Consider the following 25,256-nt stretch of genomic DNA (forward strand, 5'->3'; position numbering starts at 1 on the left):
AATCGCGTCCGATCAGGCAAAATACGGGTCTCGCCTGGACCGCGGCAGGTTGCGTGCGGTCCGCTTTTGAACTGCTACCGTCATGTCCAGTACCCCGATTTCGCCGCAAACGGATCTTACCGCGCTCCCGGCGGCTGAAGAAGCCGACCGTGCCCGCCGCTTCGGCGGCGTCGCGCGGCTTTACGGCGCACCGGCGCTTGCCGCGTTCGAGCACGCGCACGTCGCCGTGATCGGCATCGGCGGGGTCGGGTCGTGGGTCGCCGAGGCGCTCGCGCGCAGCGCGATCGGTACGCTCACGCTGATCGACCTCGACAACGTCGCCGAAAGCAACACCAACCGCCAGATCCACGCACTCGACGGCAATTACGGCAAGCCGAAGGTCGAGGCCATGGCCGAGCGCATCAGGCTGATCGACCCGGACTGCGATGTGCGGCTCGTCGAGGATTTCGTCGAGCCGTCGAATTTCGATGCGGTACTCGGCGGCGGTTTCGACTACGTGATCGACGCAATCGACAGCGTGCGCACGAAAACGGCGCTGATCGCATGGTGCGTGGAGCACCGGCAGCCGCTCATCACCGTGGGCGGCGCGGGCGGGCAGCTCGACCCGACGCGCATCCGCATCGACGATCTCGCGCTGACGATCCAGGACCCGCTGCTCTCGAAGGTGCGCGGCCAGTTGCGCAAGCACCACGGCTTTCCGCGCGGGCCGAAGGCCAGGTTCAAGGTGAGCGCCGTGTATTCGGACGAGCCGCTCATCTATCCCGAAGCCGCCGTGTGCGACGTCGATCCCGAGGCCGAGCACGTCGTGACGTCGCCGGGGCATCACGCGCCGGTCGGCCTGAACTGCGCGGGCTTTGGATCGAGCGTGTGCGTGACGGCGAGCTTCGGTTTCGCGGCGGCGGCGCACGTGTTGCGCACGATTGCGCACGCTGCGACGGCGCGCTGATCACTCTGATCACGCTGACGATCCACGCCGTTTCCTCGCGCGCAAAAAAACGCACGGCCCGTGCAAGGCCGTGCGTTTTTCGTTTTGACTGCGTGCGTTGTGCTGAAAGTCGCCGTGCGGGCGGTGCTTCAGATCAATTGAGCACCGCGCTCAGCTTGCGGCGCCATTCGCTCACGAGCTGCGGCTGATGCGCCGCGAGATCGAACACCGAAAGCATCGTCTTGCGGCCGATGTCGTCGCGGAACGTGCGGTCGAGCTTCACGATTTCCAGTAGCTGCTCGAGTGCGCCCGGAAATTTGTGTCGCGCGATCAGCGCGTTCGCGAGATCGAAGCGCGCCTCCAGATCCGCCGGATGCGCGGCCACCTGGGCTTCGAGCGCGTCGGTGGGCGGCAGGTCGAGCGCGGCGTCGAGTGTGTCGAGGCGCGTCTTGATCGCGTTGAAGCGCGGATCGATGCCCTGCGTGATCTTCGGCGAAAGCAACTCGACTTCCGCGCGCGCGTCGTCGCCGCGATTGTCGGCGAGCAGCAGCTCGATCAGGTCCATGCGCGCTTCGTCGTGGCCCGGATCGTAGGCGAGCGCGGCTTGCAGCGCTTCGTAGGCTTCGTCGCGGCGGCCTTCTGCGAGCGCTTCCTGCGCCGCGCGGCGCTCGGCTTCGGCGGCGTCCGGAATCAGTCCGTCGATGAACTGGCGCAACTGGCCTTCGGGCAGCACGCCGATGAACTGATCGACGGGCCGTCCGTCGACGAAAGCGACAACGTGCGGAATGCTGCGCACCTGGAAGTGCGTGGCGAGTTCCTGGTTTTCGTCGACGTTCACTTTCGCAAGCTTCCATTTGCCCGCGTATTCGGCTTCGAGCTTTTCGAGCAGCGGCCCGAGCGTCTTGCACGGGCCGCACCATGGCGCCCAGAAGTCGATCAGCACCGGTGCGAGCGTCGATGCCTCGATCACGTCTTTTTCAAAAGTGGCCAGCGTGGTATCCATTGCGTCCTCGTCGGGTTCAATCTGTCTCGCCTTCAGTTGGAGACGAAACGTTCGAGTTCAATCGGCACCCTGCACCCTGTACTCTGCTCCCGGCATCCGGCGCGCGCATGCGCGCCGTTCGTCCGGTGATTGTCCGGCGCTTATGCGCCATTCACCGCGGCTTCTTTTCCGGCAGCGGAATCCATTCGGTTTCGCCGGGAACCTGTCCCATTTCCTGGCGCGTCCAGGCGGCCTTCGCGGCTTCGATCTTCTCGCGCGAACTGGCCACGAAGTTCCATTCGATGAAGCGCTCGCCCTCCAGCCTTTCGCCGCCGAGCAGCATCACGCGCGCCCCGTTCGTGCTCGCGAGCGTGACGGTCTCGTCCGGTTCGAGCACGGCCATCGTCGTGGCTTCGAGCGGTACGCCGTCGATCGACAGATCGCCCTCGACGAGATACACGCCGCGCTCCTCGTGCTCGGGTTCGAGCGCGATGGCGCCGCCCGGCGCGAAGCTGGCGGCGACGTAGAGCGTGCCCGAAAAGGTTTCGACAGGCGAAGTCTCGCCGAACGCCGTGCCCGCGATCACGCGCAGCGTGACGCCGTTGCGCCGGAGTTCGGGCAGCGTGGCCGCGGCGTGATGGAAGAACGACGGATCGGTGTCTTCGTGATCCAGCGGCAGCGCCACCCACGTCTGGATGCCGTGGATGGTCGAGCCCGTCGCGCGATCTTCCTGCGGCGTGCGCTCCGAGTGAACGATGCCGCGCCCGGCGGTCATCCAGTTCACATCGCCGGGGACGATCTTCTGCTGCGAGCCGATGCTGTCGCGATGCATGAACGTGCCGTCGAAGAGATAGGTGACGGTGGCGAGGCCGATGTGCGGGTGCGGCCGCACGTCGACGCCCGAACCCGCTTCGAGCGTGGCCGGGCCCATGTGATCGAAGAAGATGAACGGCCCGACGAGGCGCGCAGCAAGTGCGGGGAGCACGCGTCGGACGAGCAGGTTGCCGATGTCGCGCGTGTGAGGCTTGAGGACCACTTTGATCGATGAGGACATGAAAGCTTCCTTGACGGTCGGATAGCACGGAAAGCGGGAGACGGCGGCAGGCGCGGCTTGCGCGCGCGGCCATGCGGGCGAGTCCACATTCTAGCGCCCGTCCATACAGGCTGCTGCGGGGGTGCTGCGGAGGTGCGCCGCTCCCGGTACACTCGCTAATCCGGCTGGAATGACCTGGAGCGTGCGATGTCGCCAAAGGATCTGTTGCTTGCGCTGGTGGTGGTGCTGGCGTGGGGCGTGAATTTCGTGGTGATCAAGGTGGGGCTGCACGGCGTGCCGCCGATCGGCAGCGCTTTGCCGCCCTTGTGTCTTAAGTCATGCGGTTCTTCGCGAGCGGCGGATTCGCCGCGAAATAGCGCTTGATGCCCTTGAGAATCGCGTTCGCCATCTTGTCGCGATAGGCGTCGTCGTTGAGCTTCGTCTCTTCCTCCGGGTTGCTGATGAACGCGGTCTCGACGAGGATCGACGGAATGTCGGGCGCCTTGAGCACCGCGAAGCCCGCCTGCTCGACCGAGCCCTTGTGCAGCTTGTTGATGTCGCCGATCTCGTTGAGCACGAAGCTGCCGTAGCGCATCGAATCGCGGATCTGCGCCGTGGTCGACATGTCGAAGAGCGCGCGGTTCACGGCGGCGTCGGCGGTCTGCACGTTGATGCCGCCAATCTGGTCCGACGAGTTTTCCTTGTTCGCCATCCAGCGCGCCGCGGCGCTCGACGCCCCGTGCTCGGACAGCGCGAACACCGACGAGCCGCGCGCGGCCGGCGTCGTGAACGCGTCTGCGTGAATCGACACGAAAAGGTCCGCGCCCACGCGCCGCGCTTTCTGCACGCGCACGTTCAAAGGCACGAAGAAGTCGGCGTCGCGCGTCATCATCGAGCGCATGTTGGGCTGCGCGTCGATCTTCGCGCGCAGCCGCTTCGCGATGTCGAGCGCCACATGTTTTTCGTAGGTGCCCGCGCTGCCGATCGCGCCCGGGTCTTCGCCGCCGTGGCCGGGGTCGATCGTCACGGTCAACAGACGCACCGTGCCGCCCTTGCCCGACTTCGGCGCGACGAAGCCGTAGTTGTCGTCGCCGCTCTCTGCGCCGTCCTGGGCGAGCGCGGGCGCCGAGGGTGAGGCGGGTGCTGCGGGTGATTTCAGCGCGGACTTCGGTGTGAACTTCGGTGCGAACTTCGGCGTGCGTTGTGCGACGACCGGCGGCGCGGACGGTGCAGGACGCACCGCGCGCGCGCGCGGCGCAGCGGGCGAGGGACTTGCGCCGTCGTTTTGCGCGTAACGCTCGAAGAAGGCGTCGCTGTTATCGGCGGATGGCCCGGTTGGCGCGGCCGAGGGGCCCGCGAGCGTCGAAGGCGGCACGTCGTGCGGCATCGTCTCGCCCGCGTCGAGCTGTTCCTGCTTCTTCTCGGTCTGCGCGAGCAGTTCCATCAGCGGATCGGGCGCGACGGCGGGGTACAGGTCGAACACGAGCCGGTAGCGGTATGTGCCGACCGGCTGCAGCGTGAACACCTGCGGCTTCACCGAGCCCTTGAGATCGAACACCATGCGCACGACGTGCGGCTGATACTGGCCGACGCGCACGGACTGGATCTGCGGATCGTTCGGCGCGATCTTCGAGACGAGATTCTTCAGGGCGTCGTCGAGGTCGAGACCGTTGAGGTCCACGACGAGACGGTCCGGGCCGCGCAGCGTCTGCTGCGTGGTCTGGAGCGGCTGATCCGATTCGATCGTGACGCGCGTGTAATCGCGCGCGGGCCACACGCGCACGCCGACCACCGAGGTCGCGAAGGCGAGGCGCGGCGCTGCAAGGCCCAGCACCAGCGTGGACGCGCCCGCCTTCAGGATCTGCCTGCGCCGCCAGTTGTGCGTGGCGGTGGCGGCCGATTCGATCGTGCGGAACGGTTTGATTAACAACTTTCTAGACATGCCTTTCCCGATGCGCTGTATGCCCAGGCGGTGAGCACGCGGCCCTCGCCGTAGTTTCCGGGTTCGAGCGAGAACACGAGGTCCGGTACGCCGAGCAGGCCACCCGCGCGTTGCGGCCATTCGACGAGACACACCGCGCCGGCCGCGAAATACTCGCGAAAGCCGGCGTCGGCCCATTCGGCCGGATCGCTGAACCGGTACAGATCGAAGTGATAAAGCTGAAGTTCGCCGTTCGCCGTCTCCACCGTGTAGGGTTCGACGAGCGTATAGGTGGGGCTGCGCACGCGTCCTGCGTGGCCGAGTGCGCGCAGCGTTGCGCGCACGAGCGAAGTCTTGCCCGCGCCAAGCTCGCCCATCAATTGCACATGCAGGCCGTCGAAGCGTGGTGTTTGCGGGTTCTGCGCGGCTTGCGCCGTTTGTGCCGTTTGTGAGCGGCGCATTTCGAGCGCATGGGCAAAGCGTGCGCCGAACGCATCGGTGGCGGCTTCGTTTGCGAGGTCGAAGCGGCGCTCGAGCAGGATGGCAGCGAACGGTTGCTGTGCGTGTTCGAAACCGGACGTGACGGACGTAAGGGACATTCTCGTAAAATGACGTGATGAACCGCAGTCCCCAGCCTTCCTCTTCAGACTCCGCGCCCGCTTTCACGGACGCGGCAGATCCTTCATCCGGCGCGGCAGCTGCCGCAGCGTCGTCGTGCGAAGCGCACGCGAGTGCTTTGCCGCATTCGTCGTCTTCGGCGCCGCTCGATGCAGCGGCGCTTGCCGCGCTTGCGACGCGCATCCGGACATGGGGACGCGAACTGGGGTTCGGTGCGATCGGCATCAGCGACACCGATCTGTCGCATGCCGAAGCGGGCCTCGCCGCGTGGCTCGAAGCGGGCTGCCACGGCGAAATGGATTATATGGCCAAACATGACATGAAACGTGCGCGGCCAGCGGAGCTTGTGGCCGGTACGCGACGCGTGATCACCGTGCGGATGTCTTATTTGCCGGCGGCGGCGCTCTCGCCCGACGCGGCCAGCGCAGGCGCCGCGGCGGCCGCAAGCGGGACGCAAGATTCAGTCCAGACCACACAAACTGCACAAGCCGCGCAAGGCGACTGGCGCGCACGCGAGCGTGCGCGGCTCGCCGATCCGCAGGCCGCTGTCGTGTCGGTTTACGCGCGTGGCCGCGACTATCACAAGGTGCTGCGCGCGCGTTTGCAGCAACTCGCGGAGCGTATCGAGGGCGAGATCGGATCGTACGGGCATCGCGTGTTCACCGATTCTGCGCCGGTGCTCGAAGTCGAACTCGCGCAAAAGGCGGGCGTGGGCTGGCGCGGCAAGCACACGCTGCTTCTGCAGCGCGACGCGGGCTCGCTCTTTTTCCTCGGCGAACTCTATGTCGACGTGCCGCTGCCGGTGGACGAAGATGCGGACGACAAAGCAGACAACAAAGCGGACGACAAAGCAGCAACGACATCCACACCCGCGAAGGAAGCAGCAGGCGCGCATTGCGGCAGCTGCACGCGCTGCATCACCGCGTGCCCGACCGGCGCGATCACCGCGCCGTATCGCATGGACGCGCGGCGCTGCATTTCGTATCTGACGATCGAACTGAGGGGCAGTATTCCCCTGGAAATGCGCGAGCTGATCGGCAATCGTGTGTATGGCTGCGACGACTGCCAGCTCGTGTGCCCGTGGAACAAGTTTGCGCAGGCCGCACCCGTCGCCGATTTCGACGTGCGGCACGGACTCGATCGCGCGACACTCGTCGAGTTGTTTGCCTGGAGCGCAAAAGAATTCGACGAGCGTATGCAGGGCAGCCCGATCCGCCGCATCGGCTATGAGTGCTGGTTGCGCAATATCGCGGTCGGAATGGGCAACGCGTTGCGTGCGCCGCGCGTCCCCGCCGGGCAGCACGAGAGCGTGCTGCGCGCGGACAGGCCACTCGACGCCGAAGCACGCGCGGCCATCGTCGCGGCGCTGCGCGCGCGCGAGCACGACGAATCGGAACTCGTACGCGAGCATGTGCAGTGGGCGCTCGAGGCGGCGTAGATTACCGGCGTAGATTACAAACCGCAGCGAAAACGAAGCGGCGAACGAGCCGCGCGCGGCAACCCTGGCACCCGCGCCGCGGCGCAGACGGAGGCAAGCATGTTTAATGCAGTAATCGACGCACCGTTCGGCAAGATCGGCATCCGCACCGGCGGCGCGACGGTGCGCGAGATCGTCTATCTGCCCGAAACGGCCGCGAACTATGCGCCCGATTGCGCGCTCGCGGTGCGCACGGCGGCGCAGATCGTGCGCTATTTCGAGGATGCGTCCGCGGGCTTCGACTTGCCGCTCGCCGCACTCGGCACGCCGTTCCAGCGGCGCGTGTGGCACGGCATCTGCGCGATCGGGCCGGGCGCGGTGCTCACCTATGGCGAACTGGGCAGGCGCATCGGCAGCGAGTCGGCGCGCGCGGTCGGTCAGGCGTGCGGCTCGAATCCTTTTCCGCTGGTGATCCCGTGTCACCGCGTGGTGTCGGCAAGCGGCATCGGCGGCTTCGCGCATCATGGCGGCGACGGGTTTTTCCGCAACGTGAAGCGCTGGCTGCTCGCGCACGAAGGCGCGTCGATCCGATGACCGGTGCGAACCCGCAGGCCGGCGCGCCGGCAACCGAGGCCGCTGCCGATACAGCCGATACCTTGACGCCCGAAGCCTCCGCCGCGCTCGGTACGAGCCTCCTGTGCATCGACACGTTTTGCGACGCGCTGTGGCTCGAACACGGCCTCTCGCGCAACACGCTCGATGCGTACCGGCGCGATCTGCGCCTGTTCGCCGAGTGGCTCGCGAGCGCGCGTTCGAGCACGCTCGACACCGCGCGCGAAGACGATCTCTTTGCCTACAGCGCGCGCCGCAAGGAAGACAAATCGACGTCGGCGAACCGGCGGCTTTCGGTCTTTCGCCGCTATTACGGCTGGGCGCTGCGCGAGCAGCGCGTGCATGCCGATCCGACCGTGCGCATCCGCTCGGCGAAACAGCCGCCGCGCTTTCCCTCGACGCTCAGCGAAGCGCAGGTCGAGGCGCTGCTCGGCGCCGCCGATGTCACGACGCCGCTTGGCCTGCGTGATCGCACGATGCTCGAACTGATGTACGCGAGCGGCCTGCGCGTGACCGAACTCGTGACGCTGAAGACCGTCGAGGTCGGGCTGAACGAAGGCGTTGTGCGCGTGCTCGGCAAGGGCGCGAAAGAGCGGCTGATTCCGTTCGGCGAGGAGGCGCATGCGTGGATCGAGCGCTATCTGCGCGAGGCGCGGCCCGTGCTGCTCGGCGCGCGCACGGCCGACGCGCTGTTCGTGACCGCGCGCGCGCAGGGCATGACGCGCCAGCAGTTCTGGCACATCATCAAGCGCCACGCGGCGGCGGCGGACGTGCATGCGCCGCTCTCGCCGCACACGCTGCGCCACGCGTTCGCGACGCACCTGCTCAATCACGGCGCGGATCTGCGCGTCGTGCAGTTGCTGCTCGGCCACAGCGACATCTCGACGACGCAGATCTACACGCACGTCGCGCGCGAGCGCCTCAAGGTGCTGCACGCGAAACACCATCCGCGCGGGTAATACGACGTGGCGAAGTGGCGGCGCAACGACGCGGCGGCGCTTCGTCTCCGCCTCGATGCAGCCCGGCGCGCGTGCGCATTACAATGCGCCGATGAGCAAATCGAAACACGTCTCCGAAACGCCCGCCACGCAGATGCTGCGCCGCGCGGGCGTCGCCTTTGGCGAACATCCCTACGAATACGTCGAGCACGGCGGCACCTCCGAATCGGCGCGTCAGCTTGGCGTGGACGAGCATCGCGTCGTCAAGACGCTCGTGATGGAAGACGAGCACGCGAAGCCGCTGATCGTGCTGATGCACGGCGACCGCACGGTATCGACGAAGAACCTCGCGCGCCAGATCGGCGCGAAGCGCATCGAGCCCTGCAAGCCCGAAGTCGCGAACCGGCATTCCGGATATCTCGTCGGCGGCACCTCGCCGTTCGGCACGAAGAAGACGATGCCGGTCTTCGTCGAATCGTCGATCCTCGAACTCGACGCCATCTGGCTCAACGGCGGACGCCGAGGCTATCTCGTGAGCCTCGCGCCCGCCGTGCTCGTCGAACTGCTCGGCGCGAAGCCCGTGCAGTGCGCGAGCGTCGAGTAACGTCGTGTAGCTTCGAGTAGCGTCAGGTAACGGCGGGCGGGTGGCAGCGCGCCGCGCGCATCGGCAGGTTCCCGGGTTCGCGCGCACCGCGCGCTTCGGTAGAATGGGCGGCCTCGCGCATCGGGCGAGGCCACGATGGCCGCGCCGTGCGCCACGTTCAACCTCCACCGGGTCTCGTGCATGTACAACTTGTTCGTCGCCGTTCTGGCCTATCTGATCGGCTCGGTTTCGTTTGCCGTGGTCGTGAGCGCCTCGATGGGCCTCGCCGATCCGCGCTCCTACGGCTCCGGCAATCCCGGCGCGACCAATGTCCTGCGCAGCGGCAACAAGAAGGCCGCGATCCTCACGCTGCTCGGCGACGCCTTCAAGGGCTGGCTGGCCGTGTGGCTCGTCGCGCACTACGGTCCGCGCTTCGGTCTCGGCGACGCAGCGATTGCACTCGCCGCCATCGCCGTGTTCCTCGGCCATCTCTATCCGGTGTTCTTCCGCTTCCAGGGCGGCAAGGGCGTGGCCACCGCCGCGGGCGTGCTGCTCGCGATCCATCCGGTGCTCGGCGGCGCGACGGTGCTCACCTGGCTCATCGTCGCGTTCTTCTTCCGCTACTCGTCGCTCGCGGCGCTCGCCGCAGCCGTGTTCGCGCCGCTCTACGACGTCTTCATGTTCGGCCCGAATGTCATCGCGCTCGCGGTTCTCGGGATGAGCGTGCTGCTGTTCTGGCGCCATCGCTCGAATATTTCGAAGCTGATCGCGGGCACCGAAAGCCGCATCGGCGACAAGAAGAAAACCGCTGAAACCGGTCAATAAGCCGGTCGATAAGCTGGTCAACAAGCCGGTTTTGCAGCAAGAGCGGGCCTGCGTGCCCGCTTCGTCATTCACAGCGGCATCCGCGCCGCTGCCCGCCGCCTTACACCCCGCCTGTTTCCTCCGTTCTGTTCGATTCGTAGGTTCGCACCCCGTATATTGATACGGCTCAAGTTTGCCGTGGCGACTGCCGTAAACCCGAGGCATGGCCCAGGACCGTTCCTGGCGGCCAACTCGCTTTTTGCAGGAGCCGACTTCTCATGCTTTCCACCCTCCGCGCGCGTATCGTCGCGCTCGCCGCCGCTATTGTCGTCGTCGCGCTCGGCGCGAATACGGCCCTCGAATACTTCGTCGCAAAGTCGCACAGCACAGAAGCGGTGAACAGCACGCTCTCGGCCGTCGAGAGCAGCGAGGCTGCCGGCATCGGCGGCTGGGTCGCTTTACACGCGCAGATGATCAACTCGCTGCAGGACGCCGTGCTGGCCGGGGATCCCCTTCCCGCGCTGAAGCAGGTTGCGCTGGCGGGCGGCTTCATGAACGTCTACGCCGGCTTCGCGGACAAGACCTCGAAGTTCTCCGATCCGACCGGCATTCCGCCCGATTACGACCCGACCGGGCGCCCCTGGTACAAGCAGGCCGTCGCGGCAGGCAAGGGCATCGTGACGGCGCCGTACGTCGATGCCGCCACCGGCAAGCTCGTGGTGACGTTCGCCGTGCCCGTGATTCGCGACGGCGCGGTGAAGGCCGTCGTCGCGGGCGACGTGACGATGGACAGCGTGATTGCAAACGTGCGTTCGATCCGCCCGACGCCGGGCAGCTTCGGCATGCTCGTCGACAGCACGGGCCAGATCGTCGCGCACCCGGACGAGAAGCTCACGCTCAAGCCCATCTCGGATGTCGCGTCCGAACTGACCGGCGATCGCCTCGCCGCGCTCTTCGCCGCGCCGGACCCGCTGGCCGTGGACGCGGGCGGCAGCGTCAAGCTGATGCGCGCACAGCCCGTCGCGGGCACCGACTGGCACGTGATCGTCGCGCTCGACCGCACGGATGCGACCGCGGACATGCGCTCGCTGCTGACCGCTTCGCTGATCGCGCTGGTCGTGATCGCGGTGGCGGCGGCCGCGGTGGTGGTGGCGGCGACGGCGGTGACCTTCAAACGGCTCTCGAACGTGCGCGATGCGATGGACGGTATCGGCGCGGGCGAGGGCGATCTCACGCACCGCCTGCCCGACGAGGGCAACGATGAAGTCGCGCAGATCGCGCGCTCGTTCAACGCGTTCATGGACAAGATGCGCCAGGTGATGCGCCAGATCCGCGACGCGAGCGAGTCGGTGCGCACCGCGAGCGACGAGATCGCCGCGGGCAACATCGATTTGTCGAGCCGCACCGAATCGGCGGCGTCGAACCTGCAGCAGACGGCCGCGTCGATGGAGGAGATCACCTCGACGCTCGCGCAGTCGGCCAACGCGGCGCGGCAGGCTGACCTGACGGTGGCGTCGGCGTCGCAGGCGGCGTCGCGCGGCGGCGTGGTGATCGGCGACGTCGTGCGCACGATGGACGCTATCGAAGAAGCATCGGTGAAGATCGCCGACATCATCGGCGTGATCGACGGCATCGCGTTCCAGACCAACATCCTCGCGCTCAACGCGGCGGTGGAAGCGGCGCGCGCGGGCGAGCAGGGCCGCGGCTTCGCGGTCGTGGCGGGCGAGGTGCGCAGCCTTGCGCAGCGCAGCGCGCAGGCCGCGCGAGAAATCAAGGAACTGATCGAATCGACGGTGACGAGCGTGAAGTCGGGCTCGCAACTCGTGCACGATGCGGGCGACACGATGGACGAAATCCTGCGCAACGTCGCGAACGTCACGAGCATCATCTCCGAAGTGACGGGCGCGGCAGCCGAGCAGACGCGCGGCATCGAGGAGGTGAATCGCGCGGTGAACCAGCTCGACGAGATGGTGACGCACAACGCGTCGCTCGTCGAAGAATCGACGGCGGCTGCCGCCGCGCTGCGCGGCCAGGCCGCGAATCTCGCCGATTCGGTGGGGCAGTTCAAGCTCGACTGAGCGGAGCGGAGCGGCGCAGGCGGGACGGCGCACGATAACGGCGCACGATGCGCGGCCTGTCGTTCAAGACGACCATGGGCAACGTGCTGACGCTTACGCCGCCCCTGACCGTTACGCCCGGGCAGATGCTGGAAGCGCTGGCGGTGATCGAAGAAGCGATGGTGGCCGGGACATCGGCTGATGGAGGAAAACGGCAGAAAACGGCAGAAAGCCGGACGTGCGCTCGCGAAGCCGCGTGGGAAGGATCCGTGGCGTCGCGCGGAATCACGGCAAGCGCCTGGTATATGATCGCGTCCTAACGTACTGGAATGATCTTCATGCAAGTGCTGGTCGACGCCGACGCCTGTCCTGCCGTCATCAAAGACATGTTGTTTCGGGCCGCGCGGCGTGCCGAAGTGCACGTGACGCTGGTTGCCAACCAGTATTTGCGCACGCCGCCGTCTCCGTTTATCAAGTCGATCCAGGTGCCTGCGGGTTTCGATGCAGCCGATGCGCGCATCGTAGAACTTGTCACAGCGGGCGATCTGGTGATTACCGCGGATATCCCGCTCGCCGCTGCGGTAATCGAGCGCGGCGGACACGCGCTCGATCCGCGCGGAAACTGGTTCACGCCGGACAATATCCGCGAGCGCCTGACCATGCGCGACGTCATGGAGCAACTGCGCAATTCGGGCGTTGAAACGGGCGGGCCGACGCCCTTCAGTGCGCGTGACAGCAAGGCGTTTGCGGGCCAGCTCGACCGGTTTCTCGCACGCCATAGCGCGCCGCCTCGAGGGGCGGCCTAGTTTCCGCTCGGTCGTCGCTCAATTGCCACTCTGTTGCCGCGCGGTTGCTACGCAGTTGCCGCGCAGTTGCACGCAGTTGCCGCGATCAGACGCGAACGCGTGCGCTCAGGACCACGGAACGTTTATCGGCGGTGCATGCCGCTGCGCGGCTGTCCAGCCGGCGCGCGCTCGTCCTTGTGGCGGAAGTTGATCCGTCCTTTCGTCAGATCGTAGACCGACAACTCCAGCGTGACCCGGTCACCGGCGAGAATGCGAATGTGATTCTTGCGCATGCGGCCCGATGCATACGCACTGACCACCACGCCGTTTTCGAGCGTGACGCGGTATTTGCTGTCCGGCAGCACTTCGTCGACGACTCCGTCGAGTTCCAGCAGTTCTTCCTTTGCCAAATCAATGCCTCCAAAGAGCGTCGTGTCGCGTCGATGCAAGACGTCGGCGCATACGGCCGGTTACTGCATCGCTTTCGCGCAGGGTGATGTTGAGCGTTGTCCGGCGCAATTCGCCGATACGCGCCAAAGCGCACGGGCGCGAACCGGGCCAGGGAGCAACGATGTTCGTGGCGGCGAAATCCGGCAATCCAGAAGAGCCTGGGATTTTCCGGGGAATGCGCCTGAGTGATGCCGTCGATCAGTACCCGGTTCTCAGCCAGCTGGCGTGAACCCGTTATCGACCGGTAGACGCGAAGACGAGCAAACCATGAACACCACACCTTTCACCTGCAGATGCGGCGCAAACAGGAATGCCGGAGAAGAGGGATGCCTTGCCGTAGCGCGCGAGCGCCACGGCAAGGCAAGAGAATCGCGCCGCCCCAATGGGCGAACGCCATCAGACAGCTTTACAGCGGCGTGATGTTCGAAGCCTGCAGACCCTTCGGGCCACGCTTCGTTTCGTAGCTGACCTTCTGGCCTTCAGCCAGCGTCTTGAAGCCCGTGCCCTTCACTTCGGAGAAGTGGGCGAACAGGTCGTCGCCGCCCTTGTCCGGGGTGATGAAGCCAAAGCCCTTGCTATCGTTGAACCACTTAACAGTACCGGTTTCCACTAGTAAATCCTTAAACAAACGAACAAAAATTCACGCCCCGGAAAAGAAGGCGAATGAAAAATCAAAAAAGAAGAGGTCAACGAGAGCCGCATGAAGCGGCAAAAGATGAGCAATCAAGCATTTTGGCGATTTTGCCCGGTGACGGTACCCGGTGTCCAGTGGCACGTCAAGCGCTTTTTTCGGGCAGTAGGGTTAATTTCCTGCTTTTTCCGCAGCAAGCACGCGTCTTTTTATGCGCTGTGATCGCCAGGCGCTCGGGGCAACGATTGCCGGATTCGCACGCCGTGCGAGGTTGCGCGAGGTTGTGAGCAGCGAAGGCACGGCAACCGTGGCGTGCGCCTTCAGCGTATGCATTTCGCCTGTGCGATCGATCAGTCGCGGAAGTTGTTGAAGTCGAGCGGGGTGTCGGTGACGTCCTTGCGCAGCAGGGCGATCACGCTTTGCAGGTCGTCGCGCTTTGCGCCGGTCACGCGCACGGCGTCGCCCTGGATGCTCGCCTGAACCTTGATCTTGCTGTCCTTGACGAGCCTGACGATCTTCTTGGCGAGGTCGCCCGACACGCCCTTTTTGACGGTGATGACCTGCTTGAGCTTGTCGCCGCCGATCTTCTCGATCTTGCCGTAGTCGAGGAAGCGCACGTCCACGTTGCGCTTGGCCATCTTCGAGATCAGCACGTCTTTTACCTGGCCGAGCTTGAAGTCGTCGTCGGCGAACGCGGTCAGCTCGCGTTCCTTTTGCTCGACACGCGCATCCGAGCCCTTGAAGTCGAAGCGCGTCGAGATCTCCTTGTTGGATTGCTCGATGGCGTTCTTCACTTCGATCATGTTGGCTTCGCTGACGACGTCAAACGATGGCATTTGTTTCTCCCAGTAGTGCGGGTGCTGTAGCTGCGGGCAGCGGCCATCCAGACGGGCGCCGCGCCGCACACTCGCTATAATCACGGACCGACGCCATTCTACCGGCGCCATTGCGTTTGCCCAAGGCCGCGCGGCCGCGGGCGCGTTACCGGGTGTCTGGCCGGTTGGCGGCCTGGTGATGAGCCTGGTTGGTGGCCTGATCCGTCCTGCCGGCGCAGTCCGCGTTTTGTCCCGGGTTGTCCGTTTTCGTCCGTCTCGTCCGCTTTTGTCCGCTTTTGCCTGTCTCTCCGTTGGCTGCGATGTCCGCCCCTGACCCGATCACCGTCGATTTGTCCACCGTCTGGTTCGCCGCCGGATATGCGCTGCGCGCGCACAACACCTTCGGTTTCGACGTGCGCGCGCGCCTTGCCTGCCGCATCGACCGCGAAGCGGACCTGATCGAAGCCGTGCGCGACCCGCGTGCGGCGGGGCTGCCGATGCTCGTGCTCGGCGGCGGCAGCAACGTGGTGCTCACGCGCGACTACGACGGCCTCGTGCTGCTCATGGCGCTGCATGGCCGCCGCGTGGTGCGCGAGGACGCCGACGCCTGGTACGTCGAGGCCGCAGCGGGCGAGAGCTGGCACGAGTTCGTTTCGTGGACGCTCGAAGCGGGCATGCCGGGCCTCGAAAACCTCGCGCTGATTCCGGGCACGGTGGGCGCGGCGCCGATCCAGAACATCGGCGCCTACGGGCTCGAAATGGCCGATCGCTGCGCATCGGTGCGCGCCATCGAGACGGCGACGGGGGCGGTAACCGAATTCGATGCCGAAGACTGCGCGTTCGGCTACCGCGACAGCTTTTTCAAGCGCGAAGGGCGCAATCGCTACGTGATCACGTCGGTGACGTTCCGGCTGCCCAAGGCGTGGCAGCCGAACGCCGGTTATGCGGATCTGTCGCGCGCGCTCGCCGAGCGCGGCGCCGATGGCGCACCCGATGCGCGCGCCATCTACGACGCCGTGGTGGCGGTGCGGCGGGCGAAGCTGCCGGACCCGCTGCTTGTCGGCAATGCGGGAAGCTTCTTCAAGAATCCGGTGATCGACGCGCCGCAGTTCGACGCGCTCTTCGCACGCGAGCCGCAAATCGTCTCGTACCGGCAGGCGGATGGGCGCGTGAAGCTGGCTGCGGGCTGGATGATCGACCAGTGCGGCTGGAAAGGCCGCGCGCTGCGTGCGGCAGCCGTTCACGACCGCCAGGCGCTGGTGCTCGTGAACCGGGGCGGCGCGACGGGCGCCGATATTCTCGAACTCGCGCAGGCGATCCAGCGCGACGTCGCGGCGCGCTTCGGCGTGGCGCTGGAGCAGGAGCCGGTGAGCCTCTGAGCCTCTTAGCCTCTTCTGCGCAGGCTCGCCGCCGAACTCCGAACTCCGACCGCGGCGGTGCAATACCGCCCGCGCGTCACCTCACACCGTCTGGTTCCCGGCCGCGAATACTGGCCCTTGCACGAACCGCACGTCGTATTGCAGCAACTGCTCGAACTGCGCGGCATCCGCGACGCGGTTGAAAATGAGCGGAATCCGCAGCCGCGCCGCGTAGCTCACGAGCGGCTTGACCATCGAATCGCGCAGCGCCGCGCTTGCGTCCATCTTCACGAAATCGAGCCGCGCCATATCGGAGATCGACAGGATCTGCCCGGCGTTCGGCAGGTTGCCCGCCACTTTGAATCCATAGTGCTGATAGCTTTTCGTCAGGTAGCCGACGAACGTCCGGTGCGCGACCGCCGCAGCCGGCAACTCGATCACGATGCGCCCGGGGTTGAGCCCGAACGACACGAGCACGTTCGAAAAATGGTGTCCGTGGTCGTATTTCACGCTTTTCAACAGCCGTTCGTGTACGCGCAGGAACAGCAGCCCGTGCTGCTGCGCGCCGAGGAAGTTGATCGTGTGCAGCGCGCGCACCATGCGGTCGAGCGCGACGAGTTCCTGGTCGTCGCGTGAATCCTCGAACGGGTTGAACGGCACAGTGCCGCCGTTCTGCTCGCGCAGCGTCACGGCCTGGAAGCCCAGTTCGTCGCCGAAGCGCGACGCGTTGGCGAGATCGGCCGTCAGCGACTGCACGCCGCTGTGCACGGAAATGTCGTAGATCGGCTCATAGGCCGAGAGCAGTTCGATGCCGTGGCACGTCGCGACGGCCTGGGCCGCGTGCGGGCCGGTTCCCATCGCGAGATGGTCGGCAAGAAACGGATATTCGGTCGCACGGGCGACAAGCTCGGAAATGGTCGGAGCAATCATGGTGGCGTCAATGGCGGCGCTGGCCCCCAGGCGCTGGAGCGGGGCCGCATGACGCGATGTTAGCAAGTCGGCGCGCTCGCGGCTTCTACTTCCTCAGCATATCGATATGGTTGCCGCGCGCGGGCGCGGTTTTGGAGGGAGGTTCAGGGCCGCAAAAGGCCGGAGCGACGGCACGACCGTTCGGCCTTTGGGGGAGTTTCGCTGCGCAGCGCGTATCCTGCGGCGCTTTTCAAGGCTCGGCGGGGTGCGGCGCCGGATAATCGCGCGCCACGTCAATGGATGCCGTATGCGGCGAATTCCACCACACCTGGTGCAGTTCGTGTACACGCTGCGCCATCTTCGGATCACGCATCACGACTTCAAGGTTGCGCGAGTGGTCGAGATAGCCGCCGCTCCAGTTGCTTGTACCCACCCAGGCGATCTCGTCGTCGATCGACATGATCTTGCTGTGGACGACGCGCGCATACGGAATGAAACCGCTCGCCGCCGGCGGCACGGTGACGACCCGCACCTCGACATTCGGCACAAGCGCGAGACTCTTCAAGTAGCTCACGTCGGGCTTTTTCAGATTCCAGTTTGCGACCAGAAGCTGTACGCGTACGCCGCGCGTGGCTGCGGCTCGCAACGCCGTGTCGATCACGGGGTAGTACACGCGCTTGTGCGTCTCGCTGTATTCGAGCGGGGCATAGGTCATCACCTGCACCTGGATCGAGCGCTTTGCCGAGCCGATCAGTTGCGGCAGGACCTTCTCCGAATCCGCCACGCACGCGGGGTTGTAGGCAGCCGGACTCGCCACGAGGAACGATGCGCGGCTTTCGCACGCGCCGCTGCGAGCCACTGCCGGGTGCGGCGGAACGCGTCCTGCCGCGAGCGCCTCCTGTGCCTTCCAGTCTCGCTCGAAGATCGCCGAGATCTGGCGCACCGTCACGGGATCGCCGATTCGCAAGCCCGTTTCGTCGATGTGTTCCAGCGCACGCCAGTCGAAGTTCTGGCTGCCGAGGAACGCCGTACGCCGGTCAACCACGAAATACTTCGCGTGAATGATCCCGCCGCTCAGCCTGCTGAAGTCCATCGTGCGGAATGCCAGGTTCGGAATGCTCCGAATCCGCGCGAGCGTCGGCGCATCGGAGATCTTCAGACCCTTCTCGTCCATCAGGAAGCGAATCGTTACGCCGCGTCTGCCGGCGGCTTCGAGACTGTCCAGCACCTTGTCCAGCTCGCTGCCCGGCTGGCCCGCTACGTAGAACTGCCCGACGTCGATTGTCTTGCTGGCCTCGTCGAACATCCGGGTCCACACGGTGACGGGGTCGCGTAAATCCGGACTGTCCGCGTTGCTGTTCGTTGGCGCGTTGTGGACCAGTTCGAAGCCGGGGATCGTGAACGGATCGACTTGTGCGCAGTGGGCCGCGGCGCTGCATAAAAGCAGGGCGAGGCAGGACAGGTGCTTGCGCATGGGGCGTTTTCTCCAGGGCTTTCGATGGCATTGCATTCTGCATTCGGTTCTATTTCATCGAGCTATGGAACGATGTTGAATTCGTTCAATTCCGAAATGTTCGCGCTCGACTTCCAACTGCGCACTGGAAGTGCAGCACGCATAGAAATCGTCCTATCGCTGCTGCTTGCCTTTCACGCTCCTTTCATTTCCTGTTCATGGATATTTCGTTTAGCTAACGAATAATGCGGGCTGCATCCAATCCGGAGCAGCCATGATCCACTTCGAAGAGTCTCAACAGCGTCACGCCCGCATCGAAATCATCCCGATGATCGACGTGATGATGTTCCTGCTGGTGTTTTTTGCACTGCTTAGCATCAACGTGATTTCCGCGCGCGGCGTGCAGACCAACCTGCCGCAGTCGTCGACATCGACCTCCATCGATCCCGAAAAGCCCCTGGTCGTCACGGTGACGCGCGAAGGTCCGTTGCAGGTCAACGGCGCCGACACGACACTCGCCGCGCTCGCCGAGGCTGTGCGCGGCGAAGCGCGGGGCAATCCTGCGCCGGCCGTGACGCTCAGGACGGACGAGGCGGCCACGATGCAACGCGTCATCGATGTGATGGACGTGCTCAAGCACGCTTCCATCACCAAGGTCGCGATTGCCACGCGCAGCAAGCCGGAGTAATGCGCGATGTCGACGTACCGTACGCATGACGCACGGCGCGATTCGATCGCGGCCGGGCTGACCGTCATTCTCGCGCTGCTGTTTCAGGCCGGACTGTCCAGCTGGACGCTGAAGCCGCCTGCGGTCGGACAAAAGGCGGAGGAGCGGTTCGAGCTTTCGCTTGTCGATTTGCCGGAGCCGAAGCCGAAGCCCGCGCCGCCCGCGCCTGAAATTACGCGTCCGCCCGAGCCGGCGAAGCAGCCGCCGTCACCGCGGATGCAGAAGCCGCGGCCGCAGCTACAGACGCCAATAAGGACACCCGCGCCAGCGCCTGTGCCGACGGCAACGGAGGCGAACCCGCTTCCGCCCGTCACGGCGCCCGCCGCACCGTCAATCGACGCGGCGCCACAGAAGGCGGCGCAAGCTCAGCCGAGTGTCGCTGCGCGCGAGGCGCCAAAAAATCCCCATGCCGATCAGGACTACGAACAGCGTGTGCGCACGCTAATCGAGTCGAGAAAGCGCTACCCGACGAGCCGCCAGGCGTCGATCGAGAAACCCGCCGGCACTGTTGGCGCTTGCCTGACGCTCAGTCGGGACGGCGCCGTCAAGGGATCGAGCATCACCATCAGCTCCGGCTCGGTGTTGCTCGACTCAGCAGCGACACGCCTGATTGAAGGCGTGTCGTATCCGCCGTTCGACGAGGCTCATTTCAAGGGGCAACCGTCCCGTGTTTTTTGCATGAGCATCGATTACCAACTCCCATCAAGCTAGACATACCAAAGTGACCCACGCTACTTCTCGCTCCAGACGGAGCGTGCACGCGCTGCGCGTGACCGTCGTTGCTGTAAGCCTGCTTTTTGAAGTCGCCGCCGCTCATGCACAGGAGGTCAACGCTGCCGAACCGGCCGCCGCGTCGTCGTCGTCGAATATCGGCACCGTCACGATTACCGGCGAAGGCGACAAGCTCGGCAATGGCCTGCTCATCCGCGACGACGAGCCGAAAACGCGCAGCAACATCACGCGCGCGGAATTAGAAAAAGAACGTCCGACTGGCAATCCGTTTCAGTCCATGAACATGTTGCCGGGCGTCGTCGCCTGGAGTCACGACGGCACCGGTCTGTTCGGCGGCGGCCTGTCCGTGCGCGGTTTCAAAAGCGACCAGATGGGTTTCACCGTCAACGGCGCGCCGGTCAACGATTCGGGTGCCTACGAGGTTTACCCGCAGCAGCTTGGCGATATCGAGAACACCTGCTCGCAGTCGGTCACGCAAGGCGCGACCGATCTCGACGCGCCACACATCGGCGCGTCCGGCGGCAACATCAGCCTCGTGACGTGCGAACCGGAAGACAAACACCGTCTGCGCCTGTCGCAAACCGTCGGTGGCCTGAACCTCCTGAGGTCGTTTGTGCGGGTCGATTCGGGCCGCTTCGCCAACGACATGGCCAAAGTGTTCCTGTCCTACTCGCATAGCAGTGCAGACAAGTGGAAGGGGCCGGGCAAGGCCGACCGCGATCACCTGGATTTTGGCGTGCGCTTCGACTTCGACAAGGCGAACTACATCACCGGTACGCTGAATTACAACCGTGCGATCAACAACACCTTCCTGTCGCAGTCGCTCGCGCAGCTGAACGAGTACGGCTACTACTACGACTACGCGCCTACCTTCATCGGGCACCTGCCGCCGGGCAGCGGCACCGCGCAGAACGAGGGCGCACCGAAAAAGGGCGAGCAGCCGTACTACAAGCTGGCGCTCAACCCGTTCGAAAACGTGCTGGCGTCGGTCACCGGCGTGTTCCGGCTGACGCCGACCACGACGCTCAAGCTGCAGCCGTACTACTGGTATGGCTATGGCTTGGGTGGCAGGCAGCAACAAAGGTTGTGGGAACAAGGTTTCCTGCCGGTCAATCCAGACACCGGAAAGCTGGGCGGTGCGGTTGATCTGAACGGTGACGGCGATACGCTCGACACGAGAATCGTCGCCAGCGGCCGCGTGACGCGCACCGATCGCCCGGGTATAACGGCCACCGTGACCCAACAGCTTGCCAATCACCAGATCCAGGCCGGCGTGTGGGTCGAGCGCGCGGTACACCGCCAGACCGGTCCGGCAGTGCGCGTCAACGAAGACGGCACCTCGTCCAATGTGTGGCTCGACAGCGGCTTGATTACCGGCCCGACCGGCAACCCGTTCCAGTCGCGCAACTGGAACACGGTCACCACGGCGTGGGAGTTCTTCGTCCAGGATTCCGTTTCGATGCTGGCCGACAAGCTGAACGTGCAGGGCGGCTTCCGCATCCCGACCGCTCGCCGCGATTTCACCAACATCGCAAGCGAAGGCGATTTCGCCTCGCCGACCTCTCAGCCGAATTCGCTCAACTGGCGCACGTATAACGTCAACAAAAGCTACACGGCCTTCCTGCCGCAGCTCGGCGTTCGCTACTCGATCAACGACGCGTTGCAGATCTATGCCAATGGCGCGCGCAACTTCCGTGCGCCGCCCAACTTCGCGTTTTCGCCGACTAACGGCAACATGTCGCTCGTTGACGGCAACGTGGTCATGACGGGTAACGTCGAGGCCGAAACCTCGAACATCTTCGATATCGGCGCGCGCTACGAGACGAACTGGGGGATGCTGTCGGGCTCGGTGTTTTACGTCGACTACCAGGATCGTCAGGCCACGTCATTCGATCCCAACACCAATAAATCGAGCTACATGAACGTGGGGGCGGTCCGTAACTTCGGCTTCCAGCTCGAAGCGGGTATGGCGCCGATCCACGGGTTCTCGCTCTACGGCTCGCTGACGAATAACCACAGCCGGATCAAAGAAGACCTGCGCGTGTCGAAAAAGGTCACGGCGCCGACCGCCGGGAAGAAGTACCCGCTGGACCCGGACTGGATGCTGGCGCTGTCCGCGCAGTACGCGCGCGAGCGCTGGTACGCGCGTGCGCAGACGAAGTTCATGGGGCGCCAGTTCGCGACGCTGACCAACGACGAACCGGTGCCGTCGTACACCACGGTCGACCTCGATGCCGGTTATCGCTTCGACGGCAACACGTTCCTGAAGAATCCCACGCTTCGCATGAACATCAGCAACCTGTTCGACAAGCGGTACCGCAACGCGTCCAGCGTGCAAACCGGCAACGGCAACGGCACCGTGTATTACTACCTTGGCGCGCCGCGTCTGATTTCGGCGACGCTGACTGCCGACTTCTAAACGCCGACTGTTGAACGCACAAGGGTACAGACGAATTTCTCTGGAGTCAGAACATGACCTCGCAACTACTGCATGAATCGACCTTTTACCTGATGTACGGCTGCCTCGCGCTTACCGTGTTTATCAGCGTGGAACGGATCATCTTCTATCGCTACACCGGCCGCCACGCGCGCGAACTGAACCAGATGCTGTCCGGCGACACAGCATCGCTCGACGACCTGGCCATGCATCTCGAGAGCAATGACAGCGTGCCCGCAGCGGCGCTGAAGTCGCTCGCGCGGGCGCGCCGCAAGGCGCGCACGGTGGCCGAGATGGAAAACCTGTCCCAGGCGCTTTATCTCGCGATGAAGACCCGCCTCAAGCGACGCCTGTGGATCCTCGATACGATCGTCACCGCAGCGCCGTTGCTGGGTCTGCTGGGTACGATTCTGGGCATCATCGAGACGTTCACCTCGCTCGCCGCGTCTGGCATCTCCGATACGAAGGGGGTGTCGTCGGGCATCGGCACCGCGCTGTACGCCACGGCCCTCGGTATCTCGACGGCGCTCTTCGTGCTGCTGTTCCTCAACCACTTCAACGACCGTATCGAGCGCATCGGCGATCACCTCAAGATCCTGCTGCTGCGTGCGAACGTCGGATATCAGACGCCTGAGGGCAGCGGCGGGCACGACAAGGCGGCCAGCGCGCTTCGCGCCGTACACAGCACGGTCGCGACGGAACTCGCCAACTAGACACGCCAGCTTCCGTTTCGGCTGCCACGGGTGGTGACATGCATCGACCCGGCCCCGGCGCTTTCGCTTGAGAGGGCGTCGGGGCGCAGCGATGGCGCGCATTTTCAGGCCAACCCGGTAACCTGTCGCAACGACCCACCGCCAGGCATTGTCGAGATCTGCATCGGATGAAGCATGGGCCTTCACCGCGCCGTATTTCACGGATCGGCTGAATCCACCGCGTTTTGGAGCCAAACGACGATCGGCGCATACTCTCTCTTGCCCGGCCGTATCGGAAGAACAACGCGAGCGAGAAGCCAGCCATGAATGCATCCCAGCGGCACCATAACGAAGCCGTCGACGCCGAGCGCGGCGACGCGAACGACACCCGCATCGGCCACACGCACGGACAGATCAGCAGCAACACACGCGACTACATGAGCGGCTTCGCCAACGAATTCGCAACGGAAGCGCTGCCCGGTGCGTTGCCCGAGGGCCGGAATTCGCCGCAGCGCGTCGCTTACGGCCTCTACGCCGAGCAGCTTTCGGGCACCGCCTTTACCGCGCCGCGCTCGCACAATCGGCGCTCGTGGCTCTATCGCATCCGTCCGGCCGCCGTGCATCGGCCGTTCACGCCGGTTGTTGCGCCGGCTGTTGCGCCGGTCGTTTCACCATCGCCGCGCCTCGTTGCCGACTTCAGCGCCAACCTCAGCGCCGTGCCGCCGACGCCGCCCAACCAGCTCCGCTGGGATCCGCTGCCGATGCCGAAAGCGCCCACGGACTTCATCGACGGCTGGGTGACGATGGCGGGCAACGGCTCGGCTGCGTCGATGAGCGGCTGCGCGATTCACCTCTACGCGGCGAACCGCCCGATGGCCGACCGCTTTTTCTACAACGCGGATGGCGAATTGCTGATCGTTCCACAGCATGGCCGCCTCGCGATTGCCACGGAGATGGGCCGCCTCGATGTCGAACCGTTCGAAATCGCCGTGATTCCGCGCGGCGTGCGTTTTACCGTGGCGCTGCCCGACAGCGAAGCGCGCGGCTATATCTGCGAGAACTTCGGCGCGCTGCTGCGTCTGCCCGATCTGGGCGTGATCGGCGCGAATGGTCTCGCGAATCCGCGCGACTTCCTCACGCCGTGCGCGGCCTATGAGGATCGGGAAGGGCAGTTCGAACTCGTCACGAAGATGAACGGCGAACTCTGGCGCGCGGATATCGGCCATTCGCCGCTCGACGTCGTGGCCTGGCACGGCAACTACGCGCCGTACAAGTACGATCTGCGCCGCTTCAACACGATCGGTTCGATCAGCTACGACCATCCGGATCCGTCGATTTTCCTCGTGCTGCATTCGCCCACCGACACGCCGGGCGTCGATTCGATCGACTTCGCGATCTTTCCGCCGCGCTGGCTCGCAGCCGAGAACACGTTCCGTCCGCCCTGGTACCACCGCAACGTCGCGAGCGAGTTCATGGGGCTCGTGCACGGCGTCTACGACGCGAAGGCCGAAGGCTTCGTGCCGGGCGGCGCGAGCCTGCACAACTGCATGTCGGGACACGGACCGGATGCGCGGACGTTCGAGCGCGCGTCGCAGGCCGATACCACGCAGCCGCACAAGGTCGCCGATACGATGGCGTTCATGTTCGAAACGCGCACGCTGATCCGCCCGACGCGCTACGCGCTCGAATCGCCGCAGCTTCAGGCCGACTACTACGCATGCTGGCAGGGTCTCGCGAAATATTTCGATCCCGACAAGCGCTGACCAGGCCGATTGCATCGCCTGCGGCGCGCCTGCTTTTGCGCCTCTCTTGCGCCTCTTTTGAGGGTGACTTGTTCGCAGGCATCTACCGGTATCGACGCATATTGGCCTGCATCGGCAGGCTGCCCGGCCAGCGATCCTCCACGATTTCTTCAGCTTGCGTCCATGGTGCGGGCAAACGGCGCGTCGCACGATCCTCCTACGATCCAGTCCGTGCCCGCCGGGTGCGGTACGCCCCGATCGTCCGCTATGCGCATGGCGGCCGCGTTCATGCGTAACCCTTCCGGAGCGATGAGATGAACAAGTCACGTACAGCACGTATCGCGCTGGCCTGCGCGGCTGCCAGCTTCGCAGGATTTGTCTTTGCCGCCGATTCGCAGTCCGACCCGTCGCAGGCCACGAGCCCGCAGGCGGCACAGGACGTAGGCGGTGCGCCGATGTCGACTGGCGCCGCCGGCGGCCCGATGGCCGTTACCCATGCACAGGTCTATCAGGACCTTATCCGTTCCGAGCAGAACGGCGAACGCGATCGTCTCGACAGCACCATTTATCGCGGACAGTAAGTGTCGTGCCTGCGCAGCGACGCGTGTCCGAGCTCGCCGCTGCGCCGGGATGCG

The 25,256-nt window shown here is 65.0% G+C and carries 27 protein-coding genes and 1 pseudogene; 19 read left to right on the forward strand and 9 right to left on the reverse strand.

What is annotated here, in order from left to right:
- Positions 1-82: 82 nt before the first annotated feature.
- On the forward strand, positions 83-946 hold the full coding sequence (gene tcdA, locus EPN59_RS04100; RefSeq protein WP_293036968.1) for a tRNA cyclic N6-threonylcarbamoyladenosine(37) synthase TcdA: 864 nt from the start codon (positions 83-85) through the stop codon (positions 944-946).
- A gap of 133 nt (positions 947-1,079) precedes the next feature.
- Here the strand turns inward: tcdA and trxA are convergent, their stop codons facing one another.
- Together trxA and EPN59_RS04110 are read right to left on the reverse strand one after the other, a co-directional pair.
- Entirely contained in the window at positions 1,080-1,928 is an 849-nt protein-coding gene (gene trxA, locus EPN59_RS04105) for a thioredoxin (RefSeq protein WP_293036967.1), read from the reverse strand.
- 151 nt (positions 1,929-2,079) lie between these two features.
- Entirely contained in the window at positions 2,080-2,961 is an 882-nt protein-coding gene (locus EPN59_RS04110) for a pirin family protein (protein WP_293036965.1), read from the reverse strand.
- A 186-nt stretch (positions 2,962-3,147) separates the two neighbouring features.
- Here EPN59_RS04110 and EPN59_RS04115 point away from each other — a divergent pair.
- Positions 3,148-3,246 (forward strand): annotated as a pseudogene (locus EPN59_RS04115) (O-acetylserine/cysteine exporter); the annotation flags it as partial.
- 25 nt (positions 3,247-3,271) lie between these two features.
- On the opposite strand, the gene EPN59_RS04120 reads toward EPN59_RS04115, so the two are convergent.
- Together EPN59_RS04120 and tsaE are read right to left on the reverse strand one after the other, a co-directional pair.
- On the reverse strand, positions 3,272-4,882 hold the full coding sequence (locus EPN59_RS04120) for an N-acetylmuramoyl-L-alanine amidase (protein WP_293036964.1): 1,611 nt from the start codon (positions 4,880-4,882) through the stop codon (positions 3,272-3,274).
- Positions 4,864-5,460, reverse strand: a complete 597-nt coding sequence (tsaE, locus tag EPN59_RS04125; RefSeq protein WP_293036962.1) for a tRNA (adenosine(37)-N6)-threonylcarbamoyltransferase complex ATPase subunit type 1 TsaE — start codon at positions 5,458-5,460, stop codon at positions 4,864-4,866. The genes EPN59_RS04120 and tsaE overlap by 19 nt, the downstream gene beginning before the upstream one ends.
- 137 nt (positions 5,461-5,597) lie before the next feature.
- On the opposite strand from tsaE, the gene queG reads away from it, so the two are divergent.
- From queG to EPN59_RS04165, 8 genes are all read left to right on the forward strand, one after another.
- Positions 5,598-6,917 carry a tRNA epoxyqueuosine(34) reductase QueG gene (queG, locus tag EPN59_RS04130; RefSeq protein WP_293036961.1) on the forward strand — a complete coding sequence of 440 codons (1,320 nt, stop codon included), beginning with the start codon at positions 5,598-5,600 and terminating at the stop codon, positions 6,915-6,917.
- Between the two features lie 99 nt (positions 6,918-7,016).
- Entirely contained in the window at positions 7,017-7,490 is a 474-nt protein-coding gene (locus EPN59_RS04135) for a methylated-DNA--[protein]-cysteine S-methyltransferase (RefSeq protein ID WP_293036960.1), read from the forward strand.
- Positions 7,487-8,467 (forward strand): site-specific tyrosine recombinase XerD, encoded by a 981-nt coding sequence (gene xerD, locus EPN59_RS04140; protein WP_293036958.1) that lies wholly within the window; start codon positions 7,487-7,489, stop codon positions 8,465-8,467. Before EPN59_RS04135 ends, xerD begins: the two co-directional genes overlap by 4 nt.
- Positions 8,468-8,558: 91 nt before the next feature.
- Entirely contained in the window at positions 8,559-9,050 is a 492-nt protein-coding gene (gene ybaK, locus EPN59_RS04145; protein ID WP_293036957.1) for a Cys-tRNA(Pro) deacylase, read from the forward strand.
- Positions 9,051-9,230: 180 nt separating this feature from the next.
- Positions 9,231-9,854 (forward strand): glycerol-3-phosphate 1-O-acyltransferase PlsY, encoded by a 624-nt coding sequence (plsY, locus tag EPN59_RS04150; protein WP_293036956.1) that lies wholly within the window; start codon positions 9,231-9,233, stop codon positions 9,852-9,854.
- A gap of 257 nt (positions 9,855-10,111) precedes the next feature.
- Positions 10,112-11,911, forward strand: coding sequence for a methyl-accepting chemotaxis protein (locus EPN59_RS04155; protein WP_293036954.1), 1,800 nt, complete (start codon positions 10,112-10,114; stop codon positions 11,909-11,911).
- A 47-nt stretch (positions 11,912-11,958) separates the two neighbouring features.
- The gene (locus EPN59_RS04160; RefSeq protein WP_293036953.1) at positions 11,959-12,210 is read left to right on the forward strand and encodes a hypothetical protein; all 252 of its coding nucleotides are present in this window, start codon (positions 11,959-11,961) and stop codon (positions 12,208-12,210) included.
- Between the two features lie 18 nt (positions 12,211-12,228).
- Positions 12,229-12,696 (forward strand): YaiI/YqxD family protein, encoded by a 468-nt coding sequence (locus EPN59_RS04165; protein WP_293036952.1) that lies wholly within the window; start codon positions 12,229-12,231, stop codon positions 12,694-12,696.
- A gap of 122 nt (positions 12,697-12,818) precedes the next feature.
- Here the strand turns inward: EPN59_RS04165 and infA are convergent, their stop codons facing one another.
- On the reverse strand, positions 12,819-13,085 hold the full coding sequence (gene infA, locus EPN59_RS04170; protein ID WP_293036950.1) for a translation initiation factor IF-1: 267 nt from the start codon (positions 13,083-13,085) through the stop codon (positions 12,819-12,821).
- A gap of 86 nt (positions 13,086-13,171) precedes the next feature.
- On the opposite strand from infA, the gene EPN59_RS04175 reads away from it, so the two are divergent.
- A complete protein-coding gene (locus EPN59_RS04175) occupies positions 13,172-13,354 on the forward strand; it encodes a hypothetical protein (protein WP_293036948.1) in 183 nt (60 codons plus the stop codon).
- Between the two features lie 177 nt (positions 13,355-13,531).
- On the opposite strand, the gene EPN59_RS04180 is transcribed toward EPN59_RS04175, so the two are convergent.
- Positions 13,532-13,735, reverse strand: coding sequence for a cold-shock protein (locus EPN59_RS04180; RefSeq protein ID WP_293036946.1), 204 nt, complete (start codon positions 13,733-13,735; stop codon positions 13,532-13,534).
- 90 nt (positions 13,736-13,825) lie between these two features.
- Between EPN59_RS04180 and EPN59_RS04185 the strand changes: the two genes are divergently transcribed.
- Positions 13,826-13,978, forward strand: coding sequence for a hypothetical protein (locus tag EPN59_RS04185; RefSeq protein ID WP_293036944.1), 153 nt, complete (start codon positions 13,826-13,828; stop codon positions 13,976-13,978).
- A gap of 128 nt (positions 13,979-14,106) precedes the next feature.
- Here EPN59_RS04185 and EPN59_RS04190 read toward each other — a convergent pair whose 3' ends face one another.
- Positions 14,107-14,592 (reverse strand): YajQ family cyclic di-GMP-binding protein, encoded by a 486-nt coding sequence (locus EPN59_RS04190; RefSeq protein ID WP_293036942.1) that lies wholly within the window; start codon positions 14,590-14,592, stop codon positions 14,107-14,109.
- 299 nt (positions 14,593-14,891) lie between these two features.
- On the opposite strand from EPN59_RS04190, the gene murB reads away from it, so the two are divergent.
- Positions 14,892-15,950, forward strand: a complete 1,059-nt coding sequence (gene murB, locus EPN59_RS04195) for a UDP-N-acetylmuramate dehydrogenase (RefSeq protein ID WP_293036940.1) — start codon at positions 14,892-14,894, stop codon at positions 15,948-15,950.
- An 81-nt stretch (positions 15,951-16,031) separates the two neighbouring features.
- Here murB and EPN59_RS04200 read toward each other — a convergent pair whose 3' ends face one another.
- Entirely contained in the window at positions 16,032-16,859 is an 828-nt protein-coding gene (locus tag EPN59_RS04200; RefSeq protein ID WP_293036938.1) for an EAL domain-containing protein, read from the reverse strand.
- Positions 16,860-17,088: 229 nt separating this feature from the next.
- A complete protein-coding gene (locus EPN59_RS04205; protein ID WP_293036936.1) occupies positions 17,089-18,312 on the reverse strand; it encodes a phospholipase D-like domain-containing protein in 1,224 nt (407 codons plus the stop codon).
- 253 nt (positions 18,313-18,565) lie between these two features.
- On the opposite strand from EPN59_RS04205, the gene EPN59_RS04210 reads away from it, so the two are divergent.
- From EPN59_RS04210 to EPN59_RS04235, 6 genes are all read left to right on the forward strand, one after another.
- Positions 18,566-18,979, forward strand: a complete 414-nt coding sequence (locus EPN59_RS04210) for a biopolymer transporter ExbD (RefSeq protein WP_293036934.1) — start codon at positions 18,566-18,568, stop codon at positions 18,977-18,979.
- Positions 18,980-18,985: 6 nt separating this feature from the next.
- A complete protein-coding gene (locus EPN59_RS04215) occupies positions 18,986-19,729 on the forward strand; it encodes an energy transducer TonB (protein ID WP_293036932.1) in 744 nt (247 codons plus the stop codon).
- Positions 19,730-19,787: 58 nt separating this feature from the next.
- Positions 19,788-22,169, forward strand: coding sequence for a TonB-dependent receptor (locus tag EPN59_RS04220; RefSeq protein WP_293036930.1), 2,382 nt, complete (start codon positions 19,788-19,790; stop codon positions 22,167-22,169).
- A 53-nt stretch (positions 22,170-22,222) separates the two neighbouring features.
- Positions 22,223-22,900, forward strand: coding sequence for a MotA/TolQ/ExbB proton channel family protein (locus tag EPN59_RS04225; RefSeq protein ID WP_293036928.1), 678 nt, complete (start codon positions 22,223-22,225; stop codon positions 22,898-22,900).
- A gap of 416 nt (positions 22,901-23,316) precedes the next feature.
- Complete coding sequence (hmgA, locus tag EPN59_RS04230; protein ID WP_293037010.1) at positions 23,317-24,642, forward strand: homogentisate 1,2-dioxygenase; 1,326 nt, start codon at positions 23,317-23,319, stop codon at positions 24,640-24,642.
- A gap of 293 nt (positions 24,643-24,935) precedes the next feature.
- Entirely contained in the window at positions 24,936-25,202 is a 267-nt protein-coding gene (locus EPN59_RS04235) for a hypothetical protein (protein WP_293036926.1), read from the forward strand.
- Positions 25,203-25,256 lie beyond the last annotated feature (54 nt).

Origin of the sequence: Paraburkholderia sp. (assembly GCF_004298475.1) — a bacterium.
GTDB lineage: Bacteria > Pseudomonadota > Gammaproteobacteria > Burkholderiales > Burkholderiaceae > Paraburkholderia > Paraburkholderia denitrificans.

What these genes read in the sequence shown, in the direction of transcription:
- EPN59_RS04185 (WP_293036944.1), top strand. Translation starts at nt 13,826, where the DNA reads ATGAAGCGGCAAAAGATGAGCAATCAAGCATTTTGGCGATTTTGCCCG.
- EPN59_RS04120 (WP_293036964.1), bottom strand. Translation starts at nt 4,882, where the DNA reads ATGTCTAGAAAGTTGTTAATCAAACCGTTCCGCACGATCGAATCGGCC.
- EPN59_RS04200 (WP_293036938.1), bottom strand. Translation starts at nt 16,859, where the DNA reads ATGATTGCTCCGACCATTTCCGAGCTTGTCGCCCGTGCGACCGAATAT.
- tsaE (WP_293036962.1), bottom strand. Translation starts at nt 5,460, where the DNA reads ATGTCCCTTACGTCCGTCACGTCCGGTTTCGAACACGCACAGCAACCG.
- tcdA (WP_293036968.1), top strand. Translation starts at nt 83, where the DNA reads ATGTCCAGTACCCCGATTTCGCCGCAAACGGATCTTACCGCGCTCCCG.
- EPN59_RS04215 (WP_293036932.1), top strand. Translation starts at nt 18,986, where the DNA reads ATGTCGACGTACCGTACGCATGACGCACGGCGCGATTCGATCGCGGCC.
- murB (WP_293036940.1), top strand. Translation starts at nt 14,892, where the DNA reads ATGTCCGCCCCTGACCCGATCACCGTCGATTTGTCCACCGTCTGGTTC.
- EPN59_RS04225 (WP_293036928.1), top strand. Translation starts at nt 22,223, where the DNA reads ATGACCTCGCAACTACTGCATGAATCGACCTTTTACCTGATGTACGGC.
- EPN59_RS04155 (WP_293036954.1), top strand. Translation starts at nt 10,112, where the DNA reads ATGCTTTCCACCCTCCGCGCGCGTATCGTCGCGCTCGCCGCCGCTATT.
- EPN59_RS04205 (WP_293036936.1), bottom strand. Translation starts at nt 18,312, where the DNA reads ATGCGCAAGCACCTGTCCTGCCTCGCCCTGCTTTTATGCAGCGCCGCG.
- EPN59_RS04235 (WP_293036926.1), top strand. Translation starts at nt 24,936, where the DNA reads ATGAACAAGTCACGTACAGCACGTATCGCGCTGGCCTGCGCGGCTGCC.
- EPN59_RS04210 (WP_293036934.1), top strand. Translation starts at nt 18,566, where the DNA reads ATGATCCACTTCGAAGAGTCTCAACAGCGTCACGCCCGCATCGAAATC.
- EPN59_RS04110 (WP_293036965.1), bottom strand. Translation starts at nt 2,961, where the DNA reads ATGTCCTCATCGATCAAAGTGGTCCTCAAGCCTCACACGCGCGACATC.
- ybaK (WP_293036957.1), top strand. Translation starts at nt 8,559, where the DNA reads ATGAGCAAATCGAAACACGTCTCCGAAACGCCCGCCACGCAGATGCTG.
- EPN59_RS04175 (WP_293036948.1), top strand. Translation starts at nt 13,172, where the DNA reads ATGTTGAGCGTTGTCCGGCGCAATTCGCCGATACGCGCCAAAGCGCAC.
- EPN59_RS04165 (WP_293036952.1), top strand. Translation starts at nt 12,229, where the DNA reads ATGCAAGTGCTGGTCGACGCCGACGCCTGTCCTGCCGTCATCAAAGAC.
- hmgA (WP_293037010.1), top strand. Translation starts at nt 23,317, where the DNA reads ATGAGCGGCTTCGCCAACGAATTCGCAACGGAAGCGCTGCCCGGTGCG.
- xerD (WP_293036958.1), top strand. Translation starts at nt 7,487, where the DNA reads ATGACCGGTGCGAACCCGCAGGCCGGCGCGCCGGCAACCGAGGCCGCT.
- plsY (WP_293036956.1), top strand. Translation starts at nt 9,231, where the DNA reads ATGTACAACTTGTTCGTCGCCGTTCTGGCCTATCTGATCGGCTCGGTT.
- trxA (WP_293036967.1), bottom strand. Translation starts at nt 1,928, where the DNA reads ATGGATACCACGCTGGCCACTTTTGAAAAAGACGTGATCGAGGCATCG.
- EPN59_RS04160 (WP_293036953.1), top strand. Translation starts at nt 11,959, where the DNA reads ATGCGCGGCCTGTCGTTCAAGACGACCATGGGCAACGTGCTGACGCTT.
- EPN59_RS04190 (WP_293036942.1), bottom strand. Translation starts at nt 14,592, where the DNA reads ATGCCATCGTTTGACGTCGTCAGCGAAGCCAACATGATCGAAGTGAAG.
- EPN59_RS04135 (WP_293036960.1), top strand. Translation starts at nt 7,017, where the DNA reads ATGTTTAATGCAGTAATCGACGCACCGTTCGGCAAGATCGGCATCCGC.